At 70.5% G+C, this 22,019-nt stretch carries 21 protein-coding genes; 10 read left to right on the top strand and 11 right to left on the bottom strand.

Annotation, left to right across the window (positions count from 1 at the left end):
- Window positions 1-45: 45 nt before the first annotated feature.
- Window positions 46-1,350 carry a serine hydrolase domain-containing protein gene (locus AB0E90_RS03685; protein ID WP_360398613.1) on the bottom strand — a complete coding sequence of 435 codons (1,305 nt, stop codon included), beginning with the start codon at window positions 1,348-1,350 and terminating at the stop codon, window positions 46-48.
- A gap of 107 nt (window positions 1,351-1,457) precedes the next feature.
- On the opposite strand from AB0E90_RS03685, the gene AB0E90_RS03680 reads away from it, so the two are divergent.
- Together AB0E90_RS03680 and AB0E90_RS03675 are read left to right on the top strand one after the other, a co-directional pair.
- Window positions 1,458-1,907: an NfeD family protein gene (locus AB0E90_RS03680; protein ID WP_360398611.1), complete on the top strand. Its 450-nt coding sequence runs from the start codon at window positions 1,458-1,460 to the stop codon at window positions 1,905-1,907.
- Between the two features lie 9 nt (window positions 1,908-1,916).
- Window positions 1,917-3,035, top strand: a complete 1,119-nt coding sequence (locus AB0E90_RS03675) for an SPFH domain-containing protein (RefSeq protein WP_360398609.1) — start codon at window positions 1,917-1,919, stop codon at window positions 3,033-3,035.
- 57 nt (window positions 3,036-3,092) lie between these two features.
- On the opposite strand, the gene AB0E90_RS03670 is transcribed toward AB0E90_RS03675, so the two are convergent.
- Window positions 3,093-3,866, bottom strand: coding sequence for a hypothetical protein (locus AB0E90_RS03670; protein WP_360398607.1), 774 nt, complete (start codon window positions 3,864-3,866; stop codon window positions 3,093-3,095).
- 546 nt (window positions 3,867-4,412) lie between these two features.
- Here AB0E90_RS03670 and AB0E90_RS03665 point away from each other — a divergent pair.
- Window positions 4,413-5,078, top strand: a complete 666-nt coding sequence (locus tag AB0E90_RS03665) for a hypothetical protein (protein WP_360398605.1) — start codon at window positions 4,413-4,415, stop codon at window positions 5,076-5,078.
- A gap of 16 nt (window positions 5,079-5,094) precedes the next feature.
- On the opposite strand, the gene AB0E90_RS03660 is transcribed toward AB0E90_RS03665, so the two are convergent.
- Together AB0E90_RS03660 and AB0E90_RS03655 are read right to left on the bottom strand one after the other, a co-directional pair.
- Window positions 5,095-6,888, bottom strand: a complete 1,794-nt coding sequence (locus AB0E90_RS03660) for a hypothetical protein (protein WP_360398603.1) — start codon at window positions 6,886-6,888, stop codon at window positions 5,095-5,097.
- A gap of 144 nt (window positions 6,889-7,032) precedes the next feature.
- On the bottom strand, window positions 7,033-7,908 hold the full coding sequence (locus AB0E90_RS03655) for a fructosamine kinase family protein (protein WP_360398601.1): 876 nt from the start codon (window positions 7,906-7,908) through the stop codon (window positions 7,033-7,035).
- 97 nt (window positions 7,909-8,005) lie between these two features.
- On the opposite strand from AB0E90_RS03655, the gene AB0E90_RS03650 reads away from it, so the two are divergent.
- Window positions 8,006-8,593: a dihydrofolate reductase family protein gene (locus AB0E90_RS03650; protein ID WP_360398599.1), complete on the top strand. Its 588-nt coding sequence runs from the start codon at window positions 8,006-8,008 to the stop codon at window positions 8,591-8,593.
- 159 nt (window positions 8,594-8,752) lie between these two features.
- On the opposite strand, the gene AB0E90_RS03645 is transcribed toward AB0E90_RS03650, so the two are convergent.
- Window positions 8,753-9,775: a LacI family DNA-binding transcriptional regulator gene (locus AB0E90_RS03645; RefSeq protein ID WP_360398597.1), complete on the bottom strand. Its 1,023-nt coding sequence runs from the start codon at window positions 9,773-9,775 to the stop codon at window positions 8,753-8,755.
- Window positions 9,776-9,904: 129 nt separating this feature from the next.
- Here AB0E90_RS03645 and AB0E90_RS03640 point away from each other — a divergent pair, with 129 nt between their 5' ends.
- From AB0E90_RS03640 to AB0E90_RS03625, 4 genes are read left to right on the top strand one after another with little or no spacing between them, the layout of a single operon-like run.
- Complete coding sequence (locus AB0E90_RS03640) at window positions 9,905-11,881, top strand: beta-galactosidase (RefSeq protein WP_360398595.1); 1,977 nt, start codon at window positions 9,905-9,907, stop codon at window positions 11,879-11,881.
- Window positions 11,878-12,744: a sugar ABC transporter permease gene (locus AB0E90_RS03635; protein ID WP_360398593.1), complete on the top strand. Its 867-nt coding sequence runs from the start codon at window positions 11,878-11,880 to the stop codon at window positions 12,742-12,744. Before AB0E90_RS03640 ends, AB0E90_RS03635 begins: the two co-directional genes overlap by 4 nt.
- On the top strand, window positions 12,744-13,583 hold the full coding sequence (locus tag AB0E90_RS03630; RefSeq protein WP_360398591.1) for a carbohydrate ABC transporter permease: 840 nt from the start codon (window positions 12,744-12,746) through the stop codon (window positions 13,581-13,583). The genes AB0E90_RS03635 and AB0E90_RS03630 overlap by 1 nt, the downstream gene beginning before the upstream one ends.
- A gap of 46 nt (window positions 13,584-13,629) precedes the next feature.
- Complete coding sequence (locus AB0E90_RS03625; RefSeq protein ID WP_360398589.1) at window positions 13,630-14,934, top strand: sugar ABC transporter substrate-binding protein; 1,305 nt, start codon at window positions 13,630-13,632, stop codon at window positions 14,932-14,934.
- A gap of 53 nt (window positions 14,935-14,987) precedes the next feature.
- Here the strand turns inward: AB0E90_RS03625 and AB0E90_RS03620 are convergent, their stop codons facing one another.
- The 4 genes from AB0E90_RS03620 to AB0E90_RS03605 all read right to left on the bottom strand — a co-directional run bounded on the left by AB0E90_RS03620 (window position 14,988) and on the right by AB0E90_RS03605 (window position 17,354).
- Complete coding sequence (locus AB0E90_RS03620; protein WP_360398587.1) at window positions 14,988-15,584, bottom strand: hypothetical protein; 597 nt, start codon at window positions 15,582-15,584, stop codon at window positions 14,988-14,990.
- A gap of 117 nt (window positions 15,585-15,701) precedes the next feature.
- On the bottom strand, window positions 15,702-16,496 hold the full coding sequence (locus AB0E90_RS03615) for an RNA methyltransferase (protein ID WP_360398585.1): 795 nt from the start codon (window positions 16,494-16,496) through the stop codon (window positions 15,702-15,704).
- A gap of 12 nt (window positions 16,497-16,508) precedes the next feature.
- Window positions 16,509-16,724, bottom strand: a complete 216-nt coding sequence (locus AB0E90_RS03610) for a hypothetical protein (protein ID WP_360398583.1) — start codon at window positions 16,722-16,724, stop codon at window positions 16,509-16,511.
- 54 nt (window positions 16,725-16,778) lie between these two features.
- Window positions 16,779-17,354 (bottom strand): hypothetical protein, encoded by a 576-nt coding sequence (locus AB0E90_RS03605; RefSeq protein WP_360398581.1) that lies wholly within the window; start codon window positions 17,352-17,354, stop codon window positions 16,779-16,781.
- 33 nt (window positions 17,355-17,387) lie between these two features.
- Between AB0E90_RS03605 and AB0E90_RS03600 the strand changes: the two genes are divergently transcribed.
- On the top strand, window positions 17,388-18,290 hold the full coding sequence (locus tag AB0E90_RS03600) for an LLM class flavin-dependent oxidoreductase (RefSeq protein ID WP_360398579.1): 903 nt from the start codon (window positions 17,388-17,390) through the stop codon (window positions 18,288-18,290).
- A 113-nt stretch (window positions 18,291-18,403) separates the two neighbouring features.
- Entirely contained in the window at window positions 18,404-20,329 is a 1,926-nt protein-coding gene (locus tag AB0E90_RS03595; protein WP_360398577.1) for an FAD-binding oxidoreductase, read from the top strand.
- Here AB0E90_RS03595 and AB0E90_RS03590 read toward each other — a convergent pair.
- Both AB0E90_RS03590 and AB0E90_RS03585 read right to left on the bottom strand, forming a co-directional pair.
- Window positions 20,311-20,679 (bottom strand): signal peptidase I, encoded by a 369-nt coding sequence (locus AB0E90_RS03590; protein WP_360398575.1) that lies wholly within the window; start codon window positions 20,677-20,679, stop codon window positions 20,311-20,313. The genes AB0E90_RS03595 and AB0E90_RS03590 overlap by 19 nt on opposite strands.
- Window positions 20,676-21,965, bottom strand: coding sequence for a hypothetical protein (locus tag AB0E90_RS03585; RefSeq protein WP_360399438.1), 1,290 nt, complete (start codon window positions 21,963-21,965; stop codon window positions 20,676-20,678). Before AB0E90_RS03585 ends, AB0E90_RS03590 begins: the two co-directional genes overlap by 4 nt.
- Window positions 21,966-22,019 lie beyond the last annotated feature (54 nt).

Genomic DNA, 22,019 nt, shown 5'->3' with positions numbered 1-22,019 from the left:
GTGTGCGTCGTCGCGGGCGGACTCGTCCTCGGCATGCGGCCGGCGTCAGGCCAGGTGCGCGGGGTCGCGGCTGTAGACGAACGTCGCGATGTCGATCCGCGGGACGCCGCCCTCCGCGTCGCGCAGGGGCAGCAGGACCTCGCCCTCGTTGTCGCCGTCGACGCCGCGCCAGCGATCCGGCGCCTCCCGGACGAACCGTGAGCGGTGGTTCGGGCCGGTCATCTCCAGGGCCTCGCCGTCCGCGCGGACCTCGTACTCCCGGCCCATCCACCACCAGCGGCCGACCAGTGCGACCGCCTCGCCCGCCGCGGCGGCCGGGGGTGTCCAGGCCGAGGCCGTCACCGGCTCGGCGTCCAGCACCGCGGTCAGCGTTTCCAGGGCCACCTCGCTGATGTGCGTGCCGGTCAGGCCGTACGAGTTGGCGAACGCGACCACCCCGAGCCGGCTCCGGCGGTGCACCACCAGATGGGCGACGTAGCCGGGCATCGAGCCGCCGTGCCCGACGTAGACCCGCTCGCCCACCCGGAACAGCTGCACGCCGAGGCCGTACCCGCCGGTCCACGACTCCAGGTCGCTGATCACCACCGGCGCGCACATCTCGTCGACCGTCTCGCGCGGCAGCACCTGCGGGGCCGGGTCGGTGAGGAACGCGGCCCACTTGGCCATGTCGGTCACCGTCGACCACAGCTGCCCGGCCGGGGCCATCGCGCCCGCGTCCAGCCGCGGCTCCTCGTGCAGGCTGCCGTCCAGGGCATGCACGACGTAGCCGCGGGCGAACGGCTCCATCGGCGCGTACGTGGTGCGCTTCATGCCGAGCGGGTCGAGGACCCGTTTGCCGGCCAGCGCCGCCCACGACTCGCCGGTCACCCGCTCCAGAACCACCCCGAGCAGGCCGTACGCGAGATTCGAGTACCGATAGCGACGGAACGGCGCGCCGGACAGCTTGTCGTACCCGAGGTCGGCGAGCAGCTTGTCGGCGTCCCCGCCGGTGTGGCGTTCCCACCACCGGCCGTCCGGCTCCCGCTGCAGGCCGGACACGTGCCCGAGCAACTGGCGCAGCGTCACCCCGCCGATCGGGGTGCCCGGCAGATGGCGGTAGAGCAGGTCGTCCAGGGCGAAGAACCCCTCGTCCCGCATCTGCATGACCATCGTCGCGGTGATCGTCTTGGTGATCGAGCCGAGCCGGTACTGCGTCTTCACGTCGGGCACGGGATTTTCCCCGACGCACGCGTGGTGCAGCACGGCCCGATCCCGGACGACCGCGAGCGCCAGCGACGGCGTTCGCCCGGCGGACTGAGCCCGCGCGGCGATCTCGTCGACCCGGCGGGCCGTCTCCGGTAACAGCGACACGTTGGACCCTCTCGACAAATGACTGTTCTGGTTAACTGCGAACCGCCGATATGGCTACGCCTGCATCAGGCATCGCCGATAGTGCGTCGGCGTGACACGATCGAGGTGTGGAAGCGGTTGTCTGGATCGTGCTCGGCATCGCACTGGCGATCGCCGAGGCCTTCACGGCCACGTTCCTGATCATCTTCTTTTCGGTGGGCGCTCTGGCTGCGGCCGGCGCGGCCGCGCTCGGAGCTCCGCTCCTGCTCCAGGTGATCGTCTTCGCGATCGTCTCCGGCCTCTCGGTGGGCGCGCTGCGCCCGATCATCCTGAAACACGCTCGCCCGGCGCTCGAGTCCGGCGAGACCCCGATCGGCCTCGAGGCGATCGAGAACAGCCAGGGGATGGTCCTCGAAGAGGTCGACGGCAACCACGGTTGCATCAAGATCGACGGAGAGATCTGGCAGGCACGGTCCTTCGACGGCAACGAGAAATACCTCCCGGGGGAACGCGTCCGGGTCATTCGAGTCAAGGGCGCCACGGCCATCGTGTGGCGCGACGATCTGCCAAACATATAGAGAGGCGCCATGGAAGCAGTGATCGGCGTACTAGTAATCGTGATCGTGGTTTTTGCCATCGTCACGCTGCTCCGGTCCGTCCGCATCGTCCCCCAGCAGCGGATGGACGTGGTGGAGCGCCTGGGCAAGTACAAGCGGACCCTCAGCCCCGGTCTGAACATCCTGGTCCCGTTCGTGGACGCGGTGCGCAGCAAGGTCGACATGCGTGAGCAGGTCGTCTCGTTCCCGCCGCAGCCGGTGATCACCTCCGACAACCTGGTCGTGTCGATCGACACGGTCCTCTACTTCAAGGTCGTCGACCCGGTGCGGGCGACCTACGAGATCAGCAACTTCCTGCAGGCCATCGAGCAGCTGACCGTCACCACGCTGCGTAACGTCATCGGCTCCCTCGACCTGGAACGGGCCCTGACCAGCCGCGAGGAGATCAACCGGCATCTCTCCACGGTTCTCGACGAGACCACCGGCCGCTGGGGCATCAAGGTCACCCGCGTCGAGATCAAGGCGATCGAGCCGCCGCCGAGCATCCGCGACTCGATGGAGAAGCAGATGCGTGCCGAGCGGGAGCGCCGCGCCACCATCCTCAACGCCGAGGGCCACAAGCAGGCCCAGATCCTCACGGCCGAGGGTGAGAAGCAAGCCGCGGTGCTGCGCGCCGACGGTGACCGGCAGGCCCGCATCCTGCAGGCCGAGGGCCAGGCGAAGGCGATCCGCACGGTCTTCGACGCGATCCACACCGCGAACCCGTCGCAGAAGGTGCTGGCCTACCAATACCTGCAGGCCCTGCCGCAGATCGCGAACGGCACCGCCAACAAGGTGTGGATCATCCCGACCGAGCTGACCCGTGCCCTCGAGGGCATGGGCGGTGCGCTGGGCGGCCTGGCCGGCATGGTCGGCGACATCCCGAAGGCGAACGTCGACGCGGCCTCGGTGGAACGCGAGGCGGCAGCCGCGGCCGAGGCGGCCGCGGCGGAAGCGGCCCAGGTGAACGAGCAGGTCCGGGTGGCGGAAGCCCAGGTGAGCGGCGACCCCGACCGTACGGCGGCGCTGCCCGCTCCGGAACCGATCCCGCCGTCGGCGGCGCTCGGCGGCGCCGACTACAACGGCAACCAGATCCGCGACCACGCCTGAGATACGACAAGAAAAGGCCGGCCCCTTCCCGGGCCGGCCTTTTCCGTTGCCTCTTGCTTACTTCTTCGCCTTGGTGGCCGCGGCGCTCGGCTCCTCGCTGGGTTCCGCGCTGGGCTCCGCACTGGGGTCGGCCTCGCCGGCCCCGTTGTCGGCAGCACCGATGCCGGCCGCCGTCTTGGCGTCGGACAGCGCCAGGCAGGCCTGCAGCAGCGTCTTCTGCGCGGACGCCACAGCCGCGGCAGCGGCCGCCGCCTGGTCCGCCGCACCCGCGTCGTCAGCCGCACCGGCGTCACCGGCGGCACCGGCATCGTCGGCGGCACCGGCATCGTCGGCGGCACCCGCGTCGTCGGCCGCGCCCTTGTCGCCGGCCTGCTCTTCCTTCTGCTTCTTGGCCGACTTGAGCGCCTTCAGGTACTTGGCGGCCAGCTTCTTGTTGGCCGCCTTCTTCTCCGCGGGGCTCTTCTCATCGGCCGCGCCGGCGGCGCCGGCCTCGTCAGCCGGAACCGCTTCGTCGGCGGCGCCCGCTTCGTCCGCGGCGCCCGCGTCATCGGCGGCGCCCGCGTCGCCCTGGGCGGCGGCAACATCCGCCACGAACGTGTCACAGGCCGCCTCGAACGCCACGGCGGCGGCGTCGGCCTGCGCACCCGCGTCCTGCGCCTCCTGCGGCTGGAGCTTCTCCCCGTCGCAGATCACATCGACGCCGCTGACCTCGAGCGTCGTGCACGCGGCCACCTCGAACTGCTTGCCGTCGACGACGATGACGTTCGCGGCCTTGGTGCTCGTCGTGCTGGCGTTCGCGAGCTGAACCCCGGCGATGCCGGCCGCAGTCACAACACCTGCGACGACGACGGCACCGAGTGCCTTCCGCCGGTTGGGACCTTGGTTCCTCCGGTACGCACGCGGTCTCATCATCACTCCTCGTTCGTGGGTGTCGATGTGCTCGGTCGGCCCCCAGTACGGACCTCACCCGCAACGGGGTTCAATGCCCGCGCCTCAGCACCGTCTCCACACCCCGCCAGACATGGCCGTTTTTGCAGCTCAGGGCGGGTCGAAAATAAATTTGAAATCGATCGACCCATTCACCCCGCCGAGGCCGCAAATTATGCCCAGCCAGTGAGCCGCACCCACGACGGTGACGCCGAGTAATGATCGCTCCGCCGTCTTAAATTCAACAGCATCGATTTCTGTACGCGGTGCCCGAGCCGCCGCCTCCGGTTTCGGCGACGCCACTTCGGCCGTACGCTGCTGAGGGTTTTCTGGGTATCGGCGGCATTTCTGGGAACCGCCTGCGCGGGGTGCGTACGTTTGGAATGCTCTCCGCAGGATCCCGACCGGTTGCCCCCGGGCCGCTCGGCTTGAGCCCAGCGAGGCGGAGCCATGAGCATCAGCCACCACCGCACGGCCAGTGGACGACCGTTGCGGGTTGCGCCCGCCTGGGTCGGCGCCGCCGGCACCGCGGACAAGGACCACCTTCTGCCGGTACGCGAGGCGGTCTGGATCTGGTCGGTCCGCCGTTACGCCCGCCTGGCCCTGTGGGCACTCCCGGCCGCCGCCGTGCTTGACGGCTGGCTCACGCTGGGCATCGACACCCCGCCCGGCCCGCTCCCGGTGGCCCTGGCCGCCGACTGGCTGACCGTGCTCGCGATGATCGCCCTGGCCGGCTTGCTGGCCGGCACCCGAACCCGTCGCAGCGCGATCACCGGCCTGCTGATCGGCCTGGCCGGCGCGATGCTGACCCTCCCGCTGGCCGCCCTGCCCCCGGGCGCGGCGGCGTCGGGCGCCTCGCTGTCGCCCGACCAGATGCAGCATGCGGCGACCGTGGCGGCCGTGACGACCGGGGCCGGCTGGCTGTTGCTGGGCTGGGCGGTCTTCCGCTCGAAACTGGTCAACCCGGCCGACGGCATCCTGCTGATGCTGGCGGCCGCGGCCATCGGAGCAGGCGTTTACGCAAGGCAGCCCCTGCCGACGGTGGGGGCTTTGTTGTTGCTGGCCGCAGGCACCGGCCTGGCCTGGACCGGCGCCCGTCTGATCCCCCGCCACTGACCCGCCCGGGTCCTCCTCAGTCGTCCCGGGCCGAACCGGTGCCCGGGTTGATCCGGGCGATCAGATCGGTGACGAAATCCGCGGCGTTCCGGGCGGCCGCGGCCTGATCGTTGTCGGTCTTCCCGACGCCCCAGTCCGATATGCCCTTGACCAGGATCCAGTCGCACTTGGCCTGCGCCGCAGCCGCGTACATGCCGGTCGCCTCCATCTCGCCGGCTTCCGCCTCCTCGCCGAGGGCGCGCAGCCGGGCCCGCTCCGTCGCGTCGTTCACCAGCGTGTTGAGCGAGAGCACCGGCCCGAAGTGGATGGCCGGAGCGCGGCCCCGGGCAGCCACGCGGGCGTGGCTGAGGAGATCACTCGCGGTCTCCGGGCTCGGACCCCGGATGATCTCGTACGGCGAACCGCCGGCGCCCGTCGTCACCTTGCGGTGTTCCACTGCGCGTAACTGGGTGGCGACCACGACATCGCCGATCTCCTGGTCGCCACCGTCGATCACGCGGGAGTTCAACCCGTAACAGACTCCGGTGAGCACCAGGAACGCCGGGTCGAGCTGCTTGATCACATTGTCGACCGTCCACGGCATCGAACCGGCCCCGACCGTGCCCTGCTCGCTCTGCGCCAGGACGACGTTCGCCCCGCCGAGAGTTCCGAGCCGGGTCACGGCCTTCGTGCCCGCCCGGCCGGGCACCGGCGCCGACCCGGGTGAGCGCGCGGCGAAGGCGTCCTCGACCGCCCGGCTCTCGATCTCGTTGACGACGACGATCGCCACGGTCGGCGCCGTCGCCATCCGCTCGATGGCCTGGTACATGAGATCCTTCCGGGCCTGCCGAAATCTGTTGCGCCATCTCAGGGTCAGGACGACACCCGCCACCAGCACCGGCCCGAGGAGCGAGACGAGCACTCCGAGCACCTGTGACTGGGCCGTAGCCGGCCCCGGGAACTGGAAGAAGAGATGCTTGACGAGCCAGATGAGCGCCGCCGGATAGCTGACCGGCCGGGTGCCGCAGTCCGTAGTGAGGCAGGACTGACGTTCGGCCGAGGCCACCCACTGCGCCCCGGCGGCCAGGCAGAGAATCGTGGCGGTGAGCATGAGCCGGATGCCGCCCAGCGGCCGGACCGCTTCCTGATCGGGCTTCTTGAAGTCGCTCCGAGCGCCGATGACGAACCAGCTCGTGCCCGGGACGGGCTCGAGGGTGGGGAGGGATCCGGTGAAACTACCGGCCTGGACCCCCACGCAACCGGAGCCGAACGCCGGGTCCTGGGGCAGCCGGGCTTCCGTCAGCTCGGAGGCACGCCGGAAGGCGTCCTGGCAGAGCCGGTCAGCCTCGCCGGGATCGAGCGCGTGGCAGAACGTGATCGTCCATTGATAGCTGCGCAGTTCGTCACCGAAGATCTCGCCGTCGGTCACGCCGCCGCTGCCCGCTCGAAGAAGGGACCAGGTCATCCGGACGACTCCGGCGATCAGGTCGAGGACCGCAACCGCCACACCCACCAGCACCAGCACGATCGCGACCAGGGCGGCGGCCCGGGAGACCAACGCGAGCGGGATCGCCATGATCATGGCCAGCACGGCCGGAGCGAACGCCACGAACTGCCAGGCCCGCACGAGCAGACCGAGCGCCCGGACCCGGCCGGCCCGGCTTCGCATCGCCCGGTTCCACTCGGCGTTCCGGGCGATCGGCGGCTCGATGACGGCGAATGCGTCCGCCGACCCGACCAGCCGCCCCTCCCGGTCCGCCAGGCACAGCAGCACGGGCAGCCGCGGCCGGGCACGATGGATTCCCAGACCACGCGGTCGGATGATCCCCACCGCCCGCTTCGCTTCCCGGGTCCGCGGGACGCCATCGGCCCAGGACCGGCACTCCCGGTAGCTCAGGCCCCGCACCACTCCAGGAGGCAGCCCCGCTTCCACAGCCGTCGAGAGTAGACCAGCCGGGAAAGCCGCGGGTCTCTGTCAGCTTGACGGGCGGAACGGGGCGAGGGTGGCGCGGATCAGGTCGGCGGCGCCCCAGTCGTTGTCGAACTGGGCCAGGACCGCGAGGTGTTGTCGCAGTTGGATGATCGGCATGCGGGTCTGCCAGTCGCTGTCCAGCCCGGTCAGCTCCGCGTAGAGCGGGAAGAACCGTTGCGCCTCGGGTGGGGGCGCGGTGGTCCAGAGGTGGGCGAGGTCGACGTCGGCCCACGTGTAGGACACCGCCGGGTCGATCAGGGCGGGCCGGCCGTCCGGGGTGGCCATGAGGTTCTGGGTCCACAGGTCGCCGTGGGTCAGGCAGGCCGGTCGGCCGGGCAGCAGGTCGGGGAGCCGGCGGCACAGCCGTTCCAGGGCCGTGCGGTCGCCGGCGTCGAGTGCGGCGTCGACGCGGGGTTGGCCCAGCCATCGGAGCAACCGGTGTTCGGCGAAGAAGGCGAAGCCGTCGTCGTTCCAGGTGTTGATCTGGCGGCGGCGGCCGAGCCAGTTGTCGTGGTGCCACCCGAACCGTGGGTGGATTGTGCTGGTGTGCAGGCGGGCGAGCGCGTGGGCGAGCTGTTCCCAGAAGGTCTCGCGGTGCGGTCTCGCCTGCAGTGCCGACAGCACGAGCAGTTCGCGGTTCGCGAGGATCACGTCGGGTGTTGCCATGCCGCCGATCTCGCGCAGGGCGGTCAGCCCCTCGGCCTCGTTGGTGAAGACGTCGTCGTCCGGCGGATCGGCGAACGCCTTGACGAACACCGGCGGCGCGTCACGCCGGGTTGCCATGCCCGCGAGCGCCGCCAGCCCGCCGGTCACCGGCTCCACCGCGAGGACGTCGCCCATCCCGGCCCGATGCAGGCACTCGAGCAGAAACGCCGTCACCCCGTATGCCTCCTCGTTGCCGATCTTAGGTGAACGAACTTGTCACACCCGGGTGGCATGCTCTGAGTAGTGGTTCGCCGGGCGGGAGGAGCAGGTCGTGGCCAAGGTCGTCGCTGACATCACGGTGTCGCTTGACGGGTTCGTCACCGGGCCCGATGCCGGGCCGGAACAGGGGCTCGGGGTCGGTGGGGAGGCGTTGCACGACTGGGCGTTGCAACCCGACGCGATCGACCAGGCCGTGCTCGAGGAGTCCGTCGCGGCCACCGGGGTGGTCATCATGGGGCGCCGGCTGTTCGACGTCATCGACGGCCCGTCGGGGTGGAACGACGAGATGGGCTATGGCGCGGGCCTGGTGGCGGAGCCGCCGGTGCTGGTGGTGACCCGCATCCCGCCGGACAAGGTGCGGCTCGCCGACCGGATGACGTTCGTCGTCGACGGCATCGCCGGCGCGGTGGCCAAGGGCCTCGCCATGGCGGACGACCGCAACGTCGTCATCATGGGCGGCGGCGAGACGATCCGCCGGGCGATCGACGCCGGCGTGGTCGACGAGCTGCGCCTGCACATCGCGCCGGTGCTGCTGGGCGCGGGCACGCCGCTGTTCACCGGCGCGACGCCACGCAACCTGCGCCAGACGCACGTCCAGGTCTCGGGCCACGCCACCCACGCGACCTACCGCCTCGACTGAGCCACGGCGGCCTCCGCGTCGGCGAAGAGCGGCGGGCGGGCAGGCGAGGCGGGCGGGCGGGCAGGCGAGGCAGGCGAGGCGGGCGGGCAGGCGAGGCGGGCGGGCAGGCGAGGCGGGCGGGCAGGCGAGGCGGGCGGGCAGGCGGGCGGGCGGGCGGGGTCAGGCCGACTCTCGCCAGACGATGGGGGAGGGGAGCAGGAGGCCCCGCTGGGAGATCTGCTCGCCCTTGAGCTGGCGGAGCACCATGTCGGCGGCGTGTGCGCCGATGTCGTCGGCGGGCTGGTGGACCGTCGAGAGGTTGGGGCGGGTCCGGGTGGCCCACGAGCTGTCGTCGAAGCCGACCACGCCGACGTCGGCCGGCACGTTGCGGCCCGCCTCGCGCAGTGCCTCGATGGCGCCGGCGGCCACCGCGTCGGAGGCGGCGAAGACGCCGTCGATGTTCGGCTCGCGTTCCAGCAGCGTGCGCATTCCCTTGGCGCCGCAGGCGAAGTCGTAGAGCGGGACCTCGGCGACCAGGCTCTCGTCGAAGAGCGGGCCGAGGGCCTGCTGGAAGCCGACCAGGCGGTCGGCGCCGGAGTCGCGGTCGACGGCGGCGGCGATCATGCCGATCCGCCGGCGGCCGGTGGAGGCCAGGCGGCGGGTGATCTCCTCGGCCGAGGAGAGGTTGTCGATGCCGACGTACGGGATCTCGGGGTGCAGGTCGCGGGGGTGGCCGACGAAGGCCGACGGGAGCGCCAGGCTGCCCACCACCTGGATGATCGGGTCGTGGCTGCGGGCCGAGACGATGATCGCGCCGTCGACGAAACCGCCGCTGAGATAGCGGGTGATGCGGGTGGTGTCCCGTTCGGAGTCGACCACCAGGTTGACCATCTGGTAGTCGGCGGCGGACAGCGTCGCGTTGGCCCCCAGCATGATGCCGCCGATGTTGGGGTCCTCGAGGAACAGTGAGTGCGGCTCGAGGACGATGAAACCGATGGCCTGCGACCGTTGCATGACGAGGTTGCGGGCGGCCGTGTTCGGCACGTAGCCGACCTCGCGGATGGCCCGCTCGATGGCGGCGCGCGCGGTCGCCGACACGTAGCCCCCGTTGAGCACGCGGCTCACCGTGCCGCGGGAAACCCCGGCCGCGGCGGCGATGTCGTGCACGGTGGCCCTTTTGCCGGGCTTGATCGGCGTACTCATCTCACGACTTTATCTTTTCGGTCTTGACGGTGATTCGCAGCAATCCTAGTGTGTGCACGTTCACACATCTGACCTGGGGATTTTTCCTCACGGAAATGTGTGCACGTGCACAGAGAAGGAGAGACGCCCGTGATCACCCTGGGCTGCGATTACAACCCGGAGCAGTGGCCGGCCGAGGTCTGGGCCGAGGACGTCGCATTGATGAGGGCCGCCGGGATCAACCTGGTGGCGATCAACATCTTCGGCTGGTCGGACCTCGAGCCGCGCGCCGGTGAGTACGACTTCCAGCAGCTCGACCGCATCGTCGGCCTGCTGCACCAGAACGGTATAAAGATCAACCTCGGCACCGGCACGTCGTCCCCGCCGCCGTGGCTGGCGAGCCGCCACCCGGAGATCCTGCCGATGGCCGCCGACGGCACCCGCCGCTACCCGGGCGGCCGGCAGGCCTGGTGCCCGAGCTCGCCGGTCTTCCGGGAGCACGCCCTGGCCCTGGTCGCGCAGGTCGCCGAGCGTTACGGAACGCATCCGGCGGTCGTGCTCTGGCACGTGTCGAACGAGCTCGGCTGTCACAACGCGCTCTGCTACTGCGAGGCGAGCGCGGAGAGTTTCCGCGTCTGGCTCACTGAGCGCTACCAGACGATCGAGGCCCTCAACACCGCGTGGGGCACGTCGTTCTGGAGCCAGCGGTACGGCGCGTTCGACGAGGTGCTGCCGCCGCGGGCCGCCTTGTCGCTGCGCAATCCGGCGCAGATGCTCGACTTCCAGCGGTTCTCGTCGGACGAGCTGCTCGGCTACTACGAGGCCGAGGCGGCGCTGCTCAGAAAAGCGAGCGAAATCCCGGTCACCACGAACTTCATGGTCACCGCGCACATCCGCAACATGGACTACTGGCGCTGGGCGCCGCGGATGGACGTCATCGCCAACGACCACTACCTGGACCACCGGCTCGGGCACCCGGCGGCCGAGCTCAGCTTCGCCGCCGACCTGACCCGCGGCCTGGCCGGCGGCAAGCCGTGGATGCTGATGGAGCAGGCCACCGGCGCGGTCAACTGGCAGCCGATCAACCCGGCCAAGGCCCGGGGCGAGATGCTGCGCAACACGCTCACCCACGTGGCCCGCGGCGCCGACTCGATCTGCTTCTTCCAGTGGCGGGCCTCGCAGCAGGGCAGCGAGAAGTTCCACTCGGCGATGCTGCCGCACGCCGGCACCGAGACCGAGCAGTGGCGCGAGGTTCTCGACCTGTCCTTCAGCCTGCGCCGGCTGGCCGAGGTCGCCGGCAGCAAGGTCCAGGCCGACACGGCGGTGCTGTTCAGCTGGGAATCGTGGTGGGCGACCGAGCAGGAGGGCCGCCCGTCGAGCGCGGTGAACTACCTCGAGCAGGTGCACGCCGTCCACGAAGGGCTGCGCGAACTGGGCGTGACCACCGACGTGATCAGCCCGGACGCCGATCTGTCCGGCTACCGCCTCGTCGTGGTGCCCTGCCTCTACCTGGTCTCCGACGCGCAGGCGAAAGCCGTCACGCAGTTCGTCGAGAACGGCGGGCACGTGCTGGTCACCTTCTTCAGCGGGATCGCCGACGCCGACGACCGGATCCGGCTGGGCGGTTACCCGGGCGCGTTCCGGGAGCTGCTCGGCGTGAGCGTCGAGGAGTTCGCGCCACTGAGCCCGGACACCACGCTGACGCTCGACAACGGCGGCGAGTCGGGCCTGTGGGCCGAGCGGCTGCGCATGACGACGGCCGAGGCAAAAGCCCGTTATGTCGACGGCCCGCTGCCGGGCGTGCCGGCGATCACCCGTAACCAGGCCGGCGACGGAAGCGCCTGGTATGTGGCGACCGCGCTGGACCGGGCCGCGATGCGCGACGTGCTGCGCGCGGCGGCCCAGGGCGCCGGCGCGACCGCCGGGGGGCCGGAGAACGACGGGTCCGTCGAGGTGGTGCGGCGAACGAGCGAGACACAGACGTACGTCTTCGTGATCAACCACGGGACGCGCGAGATCGAGTACGCGGTCGCCGGGTGCGACCTGATCAGCGGCGAGCACGTGCGTGGCCGTCTCCGGGTGCCGCCCGGTGGCGTACGCGTCGTCCGTGAGGAGGCCCGGCCGTGACCAAGCGGCATGTCAGCGCGGTTCTGTTCTTCGTCACGCCGTTCGGCGTGCTGTTCGCGCTCTTCTATCTGGTTCCGATCATCTACGCGGTGGTGCAGTCGCTCTACACCGTGAAGCGCAAGGGCACCTTCGGGCCGGCCACCGACGTCTTCGGCGGTCTCGTCCAGTACCGGCAGGTCTTCAGCGACGGGCCGTTCTGGCAGTCGATCGAGCGGGTGCTGCTCTTCGGCGCCGTGCAGGTGCCGGTGATGCTCGGCCTCGCGCTGGCCTTCGCGCTGCTGCTCGACTCCGGCCTGGTGAAGGGGCGGCGGTTCTTCCGGCTCGCGTTCTTCCTGCCCTACGCGGTGCCGGGGGTGGTCGCCGCGATCATGTGGGGCTACCTCTACTCGCCGAACCTGTCGCCGTTCACGGCGGTGACCGCGAGCGCCGACCTGCTCTCGCCGAGCTTGGTGCTCTGGGCCATGGCGAACGTCGTGACCTGGATCTATGTCGGCTACAACATGCTGATCATCTACTCGGCGCTGCTGGCGGTGCCGACCGAGATCTACGAGGCCGCGAAGATCGACGGCGCCGGCCCGTTCCGGACCGCCTGGTCCATCAAGATCCCGATGGTGCTGCCGGCGATCGTGCTGACCACGGTCTTCTCGATCATCGGCACGCTCCAGCTGCTGGCCGAGCCGCAGGTGTTCAAGAGCTTCAGCTCCGCGGTCTCCAGCACCTACACCCCGAACCTGACCGTGCTGAACGCCTCCAGCATCCCGAACTTCCACCTGGCCGCCGCGTTCTCGGTGGTCCTGGCGCTGGCCACGTTCATCCTCTCGTTCACGTTCCTCAAGTTCACCCAGCGCAAGGGAGTGCAGTGATGGCTGCCTTCAAGCTGCCGAAGTACGCCGCCACGCTGGTCATGGCCGTCTTCACGCTCTACTTCCTGACCCCGCTCTGGTGGCTGTTCGTCGCCTCGGGCAAGAAGGACGGCCAGGTCACCGACGGGCACGCGCTGCTGCCGGACAAGTTCGCGATCGGCGAGAACCTCAGCGACCTGTTCCGCTACCACGACGGCATCTTCCTGCGCTGGATGGCGAACTCGATCGCCTACACCGTCGGCGCGGCGGCGATCGGCACCCTGCTGGCCGGCATGTGCGGCTACGCCCTGGCCAAGTACGTGTTCCGCGGCCGGGAGCTGCTCTTCAACATCGTGCTCGGCGGCGTGCTGGTGCCGGCCACCGCGCTGGCCCTGCCGCTGTTCCTGATGTTCAGCAAGGTCTCGCTGGCCAACACCTTCTGGGCGGTCTTCCTGCCCAGCCTGGTCAACCCGTTCGGCGTCTACCTCGGCCGGATCTACGCCGCGGCCAGCGTTCCGGACGAGCTGATGGAGGCGGCCCGGATCGACGGGTCCAGCGAGGTGCGCACCTTCTTCACCCTTTCCGTACGCCTTATGGCGCCGGCCTTCGTGACGATCTTCCTGTTCCATTTCGTCGCGGTCTGGAACAACTTCATGCTGCCGCTGATCATGCTCGGCAATGAGCGGCTGTTCCCCGTCACCCTCGGACTCTATTCATGGAACACCCAGGTCAACCAGCATCCGGAGCTGCGCGCCCTGGTCCTGGTCGGAGCGTTCGTCTCGCTCGCTCCGATGGTCATCGCATTTCTTTCACTGCAGCGCTTCTGGCGCAGCGGCCTCGGGGCCGGCTCCATCAAATAAGAAGAGAGGAAAAACAATGCGCCTTCGCGCACGCTCCCTTGCGATTTTGCTTCTTTCCACCCTGTCGATAACCGCATGTTCGTCCGGCGGCGACGACGAAGCCACCGGCACCACCGGCGCGGCGGCTTCCTGCGCCCCGTCCAGCGGCCCGGTCACGCTGACCTACACGACCTGGATCCCGAACATCGAGAAGGTCGTCGACGTCTGGAACAAGGCCAACCCCGACATCCAGGTCAAGGTCCAGACCGGCCCGAACGGCAACGGCGGCACCTACGCCAACTTCTTCAACCAGCTCAAGGCCGGCAACGCGCCCGACCTCGGCCACATCGAGTACGACGCGCTGCCCAGCTTCCGGGTCCAGGACGGCCTGGCCGACCTCGGCAGCTGTGACATCGTCACCCAGTCGCAGAGCAAGTTCATCGACTGGACCTGGAACCAGGTCACCTTCGGCGAGCAGGGCCACGTCTACGGCATCCCGCAGGACGCGGGCCCGATGGCGCTGTTCTACCGCAAGGACCTGTTCGAGAAGAACAACATCCCGGTGCCGACGACCTGGCAGGAGTACGCCGACGACGCGGTCAAGGTCAAGGCGGCCGGCGGCTACATCACCAACTTCTCGCAGAGCGACATCAACCAGTTCGCCGGCTTCGTCTGGCAGGCGGGCGGCCACTGGTTCGGCAACGACGGCACCAACTGGACCGTCAGCATGACCGACGACGCCACCAAGAAGGTCGCCGACTACTGGCAGGGCCTGATCGACAAGAAGCTGGTCTCCTCGGTGCCGCCGTGGACCCCGGAGTGGGACAACGCCTACAACTCCAGCAGCGCGTGGACCTGGGTCTCCGCGGTGTGGGGCGCCAACTCGATCTCCAGCGGCGCGCCGAAGACCTCGGGCAAGTGGGCGGTCGCCCCGATGCCGCAGTGGACCGCCGGCGACAAGGCCGCCGGTAACTGGGGCGGTTCGTCGACCGCGGTCTTCAAGAGCTCGAAGCACCCGTACGAGGCGGCCAAGTTCGCGCTCTGGCTGAACACCTCCACCGAGGCGCTCACCCTGCTGAACAAGGAGGCCAACCTCTACCCGGCCACCAAGGACGGCGCGTCGCTGCCGGCCCTGAAGGAGGGCGTGGAGTTCTACGGCGGCCAGCAGATCTACGACGTCTTCGCCGAGGCCTCCACTCAGGTCAAGCCCGACTTCACCTGGGGCCCGACGATGACCAAGACCTACACCGATGCCTCCGACGGCTTCAAGAAGGCGGTCACCGGCCAGGAGACGCTGACCAAGGCGCTCGAGGACGCGCAGGCCAGCACGATCACCACGCTGAAGTCACAGAGCATCCCGGTCAAGGAATAACCAGCAGGTGTACGCCGGGCCGGTCCGCCCTTCAGCGGGCCGGCCCCGCTCGTTCAGCTGCAGGCCGCACCGTTGACGGCGCAGTCCTTCGGGGCGGCCGCGCCGGAGAGCCTGAAGTGAAACCGCATCGCGCCGGTGGAGTGCGCGGCGAGCGGGACCGAGGAGGTCCAGGTGTAGGTGGTTCCCCGCTGGACCAGGGTGGGCTGGGGGAGGGACTCGAGCCAGGAGGTCACGAGATCGCCGGGGTAGACGAGGGTGACGTGCCAGGACTGCCCGGCGCCGGTGTCGTTGCGGACCAGGACCTCGCCGATGAACGAGTCCGGGTAGGAATCGATGACCCGGAAGGCGCCGGTGACGCCGGGCGGGGTGGGGCGCGGGGCCGGCTGCGGGTCCCGGGTGGTGTCACCGGCCGGGACCGTTTCGGAGGCGCGCCCGGCCTCGACGCTCCGGGTGGGGCCGGGGGTGTCGCTCGGCAGGAGGCTGATCGGGAGCTGCGGGCCGGAGGTGACGCCCGGGAGGGTGAAGGCGGGCTCGGGCGGGGGCAGGGTGGCCGTCCGGTCGTCACCGGGGGCGAGCCGCAGGACGGTGACGACGGTGAAAGCGAGGACGGCGATGGTGCCTGAAATCGCCGGAAGCCATTTCTTGTCCACAGCATTCACATCCAGGTCATAGCTCGCATCTCCGGCCATAGAGTAACCACCGGCAGGCGAATAGGAAAGACCCGAATTTCGACGGTGAAAGTAATTCTGGAATGATTCCGAACTGAATCAGCGGCTCAGTTCGTAAAAGGCGATCGCCGCAGCCGTGGCGACATTGAGCGAGTCCACGCCGTTCTGCATCTCAATCGCCACCCGCACGTCGCTGGCGGCCAGCGCGGCCCGGCTCAGGCCCGGCCCCTCGGCGCCGAGCATCAGCGCCGGCCGTGCCCGCTCCGCCGCGCTGAGCTGCGGCAATGCGACGGCGTCGGCGCCCGGGGTCAGCGCGAGCAGCCGGAATCCGGCGTCCTGCACGATCTTCAGCGCCTCCGGCCAGGCGTCGGCCTTCGCGTACGGAATCGCGAACACCTCGCCCATGCTCACCCGGACCGCCCGGCGGTAGAGCGGGTCGGCGCAATTCGGGGACAGCACGATCGCGTCGATGCCGAGGGCGGCCGCGCTGCGGAACAGCGCGCCGAGGTTGGTGTGGGTGTTGAGCCCTTCGAGGACGGCGAGCCGCCGGGCCGGAGCCACGAGCTGCTCGACCGACGGAAGCGCACGCCGGTGAAATGAGCCGAGCACCCCGCGATGCACGTGAAATCCGGTGATCGCCTCGAGGATCTCCGGCGTGCCCGAATAAATCACCGCGTCATCCGGCAGGTCGGCGAATTGGTCGACCCGCTTCTCGTCGACCATGATCGAGCGCAGTCGGTAGCCGGCCCGCAGGGCCCGCCGGATGACCAGTTCGCCCTCGGCGATGAACAGGCCGTTCGGCGGTTCCCAGCGGGTGCGCAGCTCCAGGTCGGTCAGCGCCCGGTAATCCGCGATCCGCGGATCGTCCGCGCTGTCCAGTCGAGTTGTCGCCACGAGGGCATTGTGTCAGCCGGTGCGGCGGGTCCCGAATTGCTTGCGGGCCGGGACGGCGCCGCGGCCGTGCGGCTGGTTGCCGGCCTGCGCTCCGGTCTGGTCGGCGTGGCCGTGCTTCTTGCTCTTGGCGGCTCGTCGGGCGGCCCGGTTCAGGAACTCCTCGGGCTGCGCCTCGGCGTTCTCTTCGGGGTTTTCCTCGTCGCGCTCGTCGATCTTGGCGTCGGACATGCGTTCAGTATGGCCGACGGCCTGTGGGCGGGCGTCGACAACCCCGGCCCGGGGTCACCTCTTGCGCAGTGTGGTGAGCAGGCCCAGCTCCGGCTCGAGGGCGCCGGCCTGGCCCAGCGACACGAAGTCGGCCTCCACGTCGGCCAGGGCGAGGGTGCCCTCCCGGACCGCCTCGTAACGGACGTAGCTCCACAGGAACACGTCCAGGTTGTCGAAGCGGGTGTGGCCCTCGAGCACCTCCTCCTCGTGGAACCACACCGCCACCTGGCCGTCGGCCAGCACGACGTAGAGGTTGCCGCCGTCGGCGCCGATCGAGTAGACGTCGTCGTCGGTCAGCGTGGTCTCGTAGTCGGCGTCGAGGATGCCGCACTCGTTGGCCTCGAAGTCGAAGCCGTAGCACCAGTCGGCGATGTCCAGGAACTCGGGCAGCGTGCCGGAGCCCACCATCCGATCGAACGCCGCCAGGGCGGCCGCGGCGGTGGCCGGCAGGCGCGCCAGGAACGGCTCGATCGGGCGCACCTCGGCCAGATCGAGGTCGGTGATGGCCGGGCGGCCGGGCAGCAGGCGGGCCAGATCCGCCGCGAGGTCGCGCTCCGCGTAGCCGATGAGATCGTTGACGGTGAGGGTCACCGGCGGATCTTAGCGGGCACTAATGTGGGGCCCATGATCGATGAGTCGCCGGAGTTTCGGGTCGGTTTCATGTTCGAGCGGGATCGGGCTCCGGAGGAGCTGACCGCCTGCGCGGCCGCGCTCGAGGAGTTCGGGGCGGACGATCTGTGGGTGATCGAGGACCTCGGGTGGACGGGGTCGATCAGCGCGGCGGCTCTCGCGCTCGCCGCCACGTCGCGGCTCCGGGTCGGCATCGGCATCGCGCCGGTGGCGCTGCGCAATCCGGCGTTGCTGGCCATGGAGGTCGCCAACCTCGCGCGGGTCCACCCGGGCCGCCTGGTCGCCGGGGTCGGGCACGGCGTCCCGGAGCTGATGCGCCAGGTCGGCGCGGAGCGGGTGCGCAAATTGGCCCTGCTGGAGGAGACGATCGTCGCCGTGCGCGGACTGGTCTCCGGCGAGCACGTCACGATGCACGGCCGCGAGGTGACCGTCGACGGGGTGCGGCTGGTCCACCCCGCCCGGGAGGTGCCGCCGATCGTGACCGGTGTGGTGAAGCCGCGGTCGCTCGAGCTCTCCGGCCGGGTCGCCGACGGCACGATCCTCGCCGAGGGCGCCGGGCCGGCCGAGATCACCGCCGCCCTCGAGCACATCGGGGCCGGGCGGAAGGCCGGTGACCGGCCGGCGCACGAGCTGATCGTCTTCGCCTACCTGCACGTGTCGGACGACCCGGAGCGGGCCGCCGAGGCCACCCGCGAGATGGTCACCGGGCAGGCGGCCTGGCTCGGCGTCGCCCCGGAAGACGTGTTCAGCCTGATCGGGCCGGCCGCCGACATCCCGGCCCGGGTGGCGGCGCTGCGCGCGGCGGGCGCCTCGACCGTGGTTCTGCGGCCGCTCGGGGACGACCCGGACGGCCAGGCCCGGGTGGCCCTCGAAGCGCTGGGTCGCGCCCGATCCTGACGAGTTCGTCCGGAAAGTCGGGTGGATTTGGGACTCTGGGTGGGGGCGGTCATAGGCCTCCAGCGGCAGTACGGTTGTACTGTTCGCGTGATCCGCTGAGCGGGGGTGTGACGGTGTCATCCGAGTCGGGATCTGGTTCGGGGGCCGATCAGCACCTGCTGGCGTTGCTCCGCGCGATCCGCCTGCGCCAGGCCGCGCCGGACGCGGTGGACGCCGGCGCCGCCGACACGGCCGCCGCGCTGAGCGACCTCGCGCGCCGCCGCGCGGCCGAGGCCGGGCCGCCGGGTGCACAGCCGCCAGGGTTGCTGCCTGGCGCGATTCCGCCCCGTCCGGGCTGGGCCGAGCCGCATCCGGCCCCAGGGGCAACCGCCGAGCCGCATCCAAGCCCAGGGGCAACCGCCGATGACGATGCTGAGCTAGCCGGCGAAGCCGGGATGCCGGTCGGCGAGGCCGACGCGGGGCTTCGGGCCTCCGCGGCGGACTTCTTCGGCCGTAGCACCGCCGCCAAACCCGGCCGGAGCGACAAATTGGGTCCTCCTCCGCCCCACCCGGCGGGCGGCGAGACGTCCGCCGAGGGCGGCTCGCTGCTGCTGCCGCCCGTCGACCCGCTGCGGACGGCCGGCGACGACGGATACGGGCCGGAGGGCGAGGATCGGGTCGGCCGGCTGAGCCGGAACCGGTTCGCCGGCCTCGGCCCGGGCCAGCCGTCGCGCGAACCCGCCGCTCCGGAGCCCGCCGGTGGGCCTGCCTCCGGGGCCATCCGACCGGTGGAGAAGCAGCCCGGGACGGCCCGGCCGGGCTGGGCCTCGGGCGAGCCGGAGCACGGCGTACGGCCGCGGGTCCCGCATTTTGAAGGGATGATGCCGCCGACGGTGGCGGCCTCCGGGCCGGCGCCCTCGTCCGACGGCAGGGACCCGGCCGACGACGCCCTGCTGCGGCAGACCCAGCGGCTGCTGAGCACCAGCCTCACCTTCGCGGGCGGCCCCGGTGACGTGGCCGACCGGCTGCGCGCGGCCCTCTACCAGGCGCATCCCTCGCTGCTCGCGATCCTGCCCGGCGACGCCGGCGCGCAGGCCGACCGGCTCGCCGTCGGCCTGACCTGGCTCGTGCACCACCTCGACCAGCCACCGCTGCTGGTCAACGGCTGCGCCGCGCTCGGCCGGGTGCTGGCCGGGGCGGGCGTGGAGCTGGACCGGCTCCGACTGGTCGGCCCGGCGCTGGCCGAGGCGATGCGCGCGGGCATGGCGCCGGGGGAGTGGCGACAGGAGTTCGACGTAGCCTGGCGGTCGACATGGCAGCACCTCTACGAATGGATCCGGCACGGCGTGGCGACCGCCCCCTATGACCAGACCAGTTGGACGGCCGTCGTGGTCTCGCACGAGCTGCGCCGGCCCGACCTTGCCGTCATCCGGGTGCGCCCGCACCTGCCGCTGCCGTTCCGGGCCGGGCAGTACGCCCGGGTCGAGGTGCCCGAGTTGCCGGGCATCTGGCGGCCGTACTCGCTGGCCGGGGCGCCGCGCCGGAACGATCTGGTCGAGCTGCACGTGCGGGCCAAGACGCACAACGGGGTCAGCGGCACCCTCGTTTACCGCACCCGGGAGGGCGACCAGCTGCGGCTGAGCCGGCCCGAGGGGCAGATGGGGCTGCCCGAGTCGCCGCAACGCGACCTGCTGATGATCGCCGGCGACACCGGGGTGGCGCCGCTCAAGGCGCTGCTGACCGAGCTGGCCGACACCCGCGACCCGCGCTCGGCGGTGCTCTTCTGGGGCGTGCGCAACCTCGACGAGTTGTACGACATCGACGACATCGCCGAGATCGCCCGCACCGCCAAGCGGGCCACCGTGGTGCCGGTCGTCTCCGAGGGCGACCCCGGACCCTACGCGTCCGGCCTGGTCACCGACGCGGTCGCGGCCTACGGCGAGTGGTCGCGGCACGAGGTCTACCTGGCCGGCCCGCCGCTCATGCTGGCCAGCACCTCAGCCGCGCTGCACCAGCTGGGCGTCGCGCCGGACCACATCCATCACGACGCGCCGGAGTAAGGCACCGCGTAACCGGGCAGCGACGGCCAGCGGCAGGTGAGCACGACCGAGGCCTGCTCGGCGAACCAGGAGTGGTCGTCGCCGACGCCCCACAGGACGTAGTCGCCGGGCTCGGCCAGCACCACCGTGCGCTCCGGGAACTCCATGTGGAAGCGGCCGCTGATCAGCACGAGCACGGCGGTGCGGCGCTCGTTGCGCGCCCACTCGCCCCGACGTTCCCCGGCCGGGTGCCGGCCCCACTTGATCTCGACGTCGCTGCTGTGCCGGGCGTCGCCGGCCGGCATGAAGTGCCCGATCAGCCAGCCCCGCTCCGGCGGAGCGTCGACATCGGCTTTGCCGACATAGATCATGCGAGGGCGGCGTCGAGAATCTTGGCGTACGCCTCGGGAACGTATGTTCGTCCGCCCGGCGTCAGCACCGCCTCGCGACTCGCCGCAGCCCACGCCTGCGGCGGGACCGCGGCGCGCAGCGCGACCAGGACCGGGGCGTCGTCGTCGAGCATGCCCAGCGCGACCAGCGACTCCTCGACCTCGCCGACGCACTCGAACGGCTTGTGCGCGTCGATGCCGAGCAGCTCGAGGAAGCCGGGCACCTGGGCCGGGTCGGCGAACAGGTCGTGGCCGAAGATGTGGGTGAGCCGGGGCCGCTCCATCGCCGGCGCCATCGCCAGGAAGACGAACCGGCACTTCGGGCAGTCGCCGCACCAGCGCACCGTCGGGTCGTGCAGCTTGAACGCCTTGTTGCAGCTGGTCACCACGTCGTCGTAGGCGGTGTGCCGGGCGAACAGCTGGGCGATGTGCAACTCGGACAGGCTTCGCAGGAGCGAGAAGTACGGCTCGGTGAGGCCGGCGTGGGTGCTCACCGCGTCGCGCAGCAGTCCTTCGGCGACGACGCCCTTCGACCACTGGTGGTTGATCTCGAAGCCGTTCCACACCAGGTTGGGGTCGGAGGCCGAGCGCTCGTTCGACATGACCACCGGGCCGAGGCCGTGCCAGGTCGCGGTGGCGATCGCGATCAGCGAGTTGATCGCGGTGACCGGGATGTGGCCGTTGAGTGCGCCCGCCTTGTTCAGCTCGAACAGGCGCGGGTCGAGCTGCCGGCGGGCGGCCAGGGCGGCGAGACCGGACGCGGCGTTGACCGCCTTGATCACCGGGTTGGGATTCACCGAGAACGGGACCGGGTCGAGGCCGGCCGCGCGCAGGATCTCCAGCGTCACGATCGAGTCCTTGCCGCCACCGACGGCGGACAGCGGGCGGCCCTGCGAGTTGTCGATCGGTTCGGCGAGGCCGGACACGCCCGGGACCTCGACAGTCAGATCCAGGACATGGGCAAGTTGGTTGCGATACGCGTACTCGGCCAGGCCATGGGTGTAGATCGCGGTGAAGAAGTCGGCGGCCGGGGCCGGGACGGCCACCGGAGCGACCACCCGCGGGGGCGCGCCGACCTTGTAGTAACTGACCCCGGCGACCACGTGGAGCAGGTCGAGGACCCGGTAGAACGCGTCCGGGACGGCGGTGCCGGCCGGGACCGGGAACGTGATCGTCTCGGTGAAGCTCAGCGGCTCCGGGCCCTCGAGCAGGTAGTCGAACGTCGCGACGCCGGTCTGCGGGTCGAACGCGTACGAGGGGAAGCGCATGACGTCGAACTGCACCCGGAAACTCCTGTCTGATGGCCGACCGGCAATACTAGT

This window comes from Actinoplanes sp. NPDC026619 (assembly GCF_040638295.1).
Classification (GTDB): domain Bacteria; phylum Actinomycetota; class Actinomycetes; order Mycobacteriales; family Micromonosporaceae; genus Actinoplanes.
Note: the sequence above shows the minus strand (reverse complement) of the source record. Positions and strands in the feature narration are given on the sequence as shown.

Coding starts and splice junctions, on each gene's coding strand:
- AB0E90_RS03665 (WP_360398605.1), top strand. CDS start 4,413: ATGAGCATCAGCCACCACCGCACGGCCAGTGGACGACCGTTGCGGGTT.
- AB0E90_RS03675 (WP_360398609.1), top strand. CDS start 1,917: ATGGAAGCAGTGATCGGCGTACTAGTAATCGTGATCGTGGTTTTTGCC.
- AB0E90_RS03600 (WP_360398579.1), top strand. CDS start 17,388: ATGATCGATGAGTCGCCGGAGTTTCGGGTCGGTTTCATGTTCGAGCGG.
- AB0E90_RS03645 (WP_360398597.1), bottom strand. CDS start 9,775: ATGAGTACGCCGATCAAGCCCGGCAAAAGGGCCACCGTGCACGACATC.
- AB0E90_RS03630 (WP_360398591.1), top strand. CDS start 12,744: ATGGCTGCCTTCAAGCTGCCGAAGTACGCCGCCACGCTGGTCATGGCC.
- AB0E90_RS03610 (WP_360398583.1), bottom strand. CDS start 16,724: ATGTCCGACGCCAAGATCGACGAGCGCGACGAGGAAAACCCCGAAGAG.
- AB0E90_RS03585 (WP_360399438.1), bottom strand. CDS start 21,965: ATGCGCTTCCCCTCGTACGCGTTCGACCCGCAGACCGGCGTCGCGACG.
- AB0E90_RS03590 (WP_360398575.1), bottom strand. CDS start 20,679: ATGATCTATGTCGGCAAAGCCGATGTCGACGCTCCGCCGGAGCGGGGC.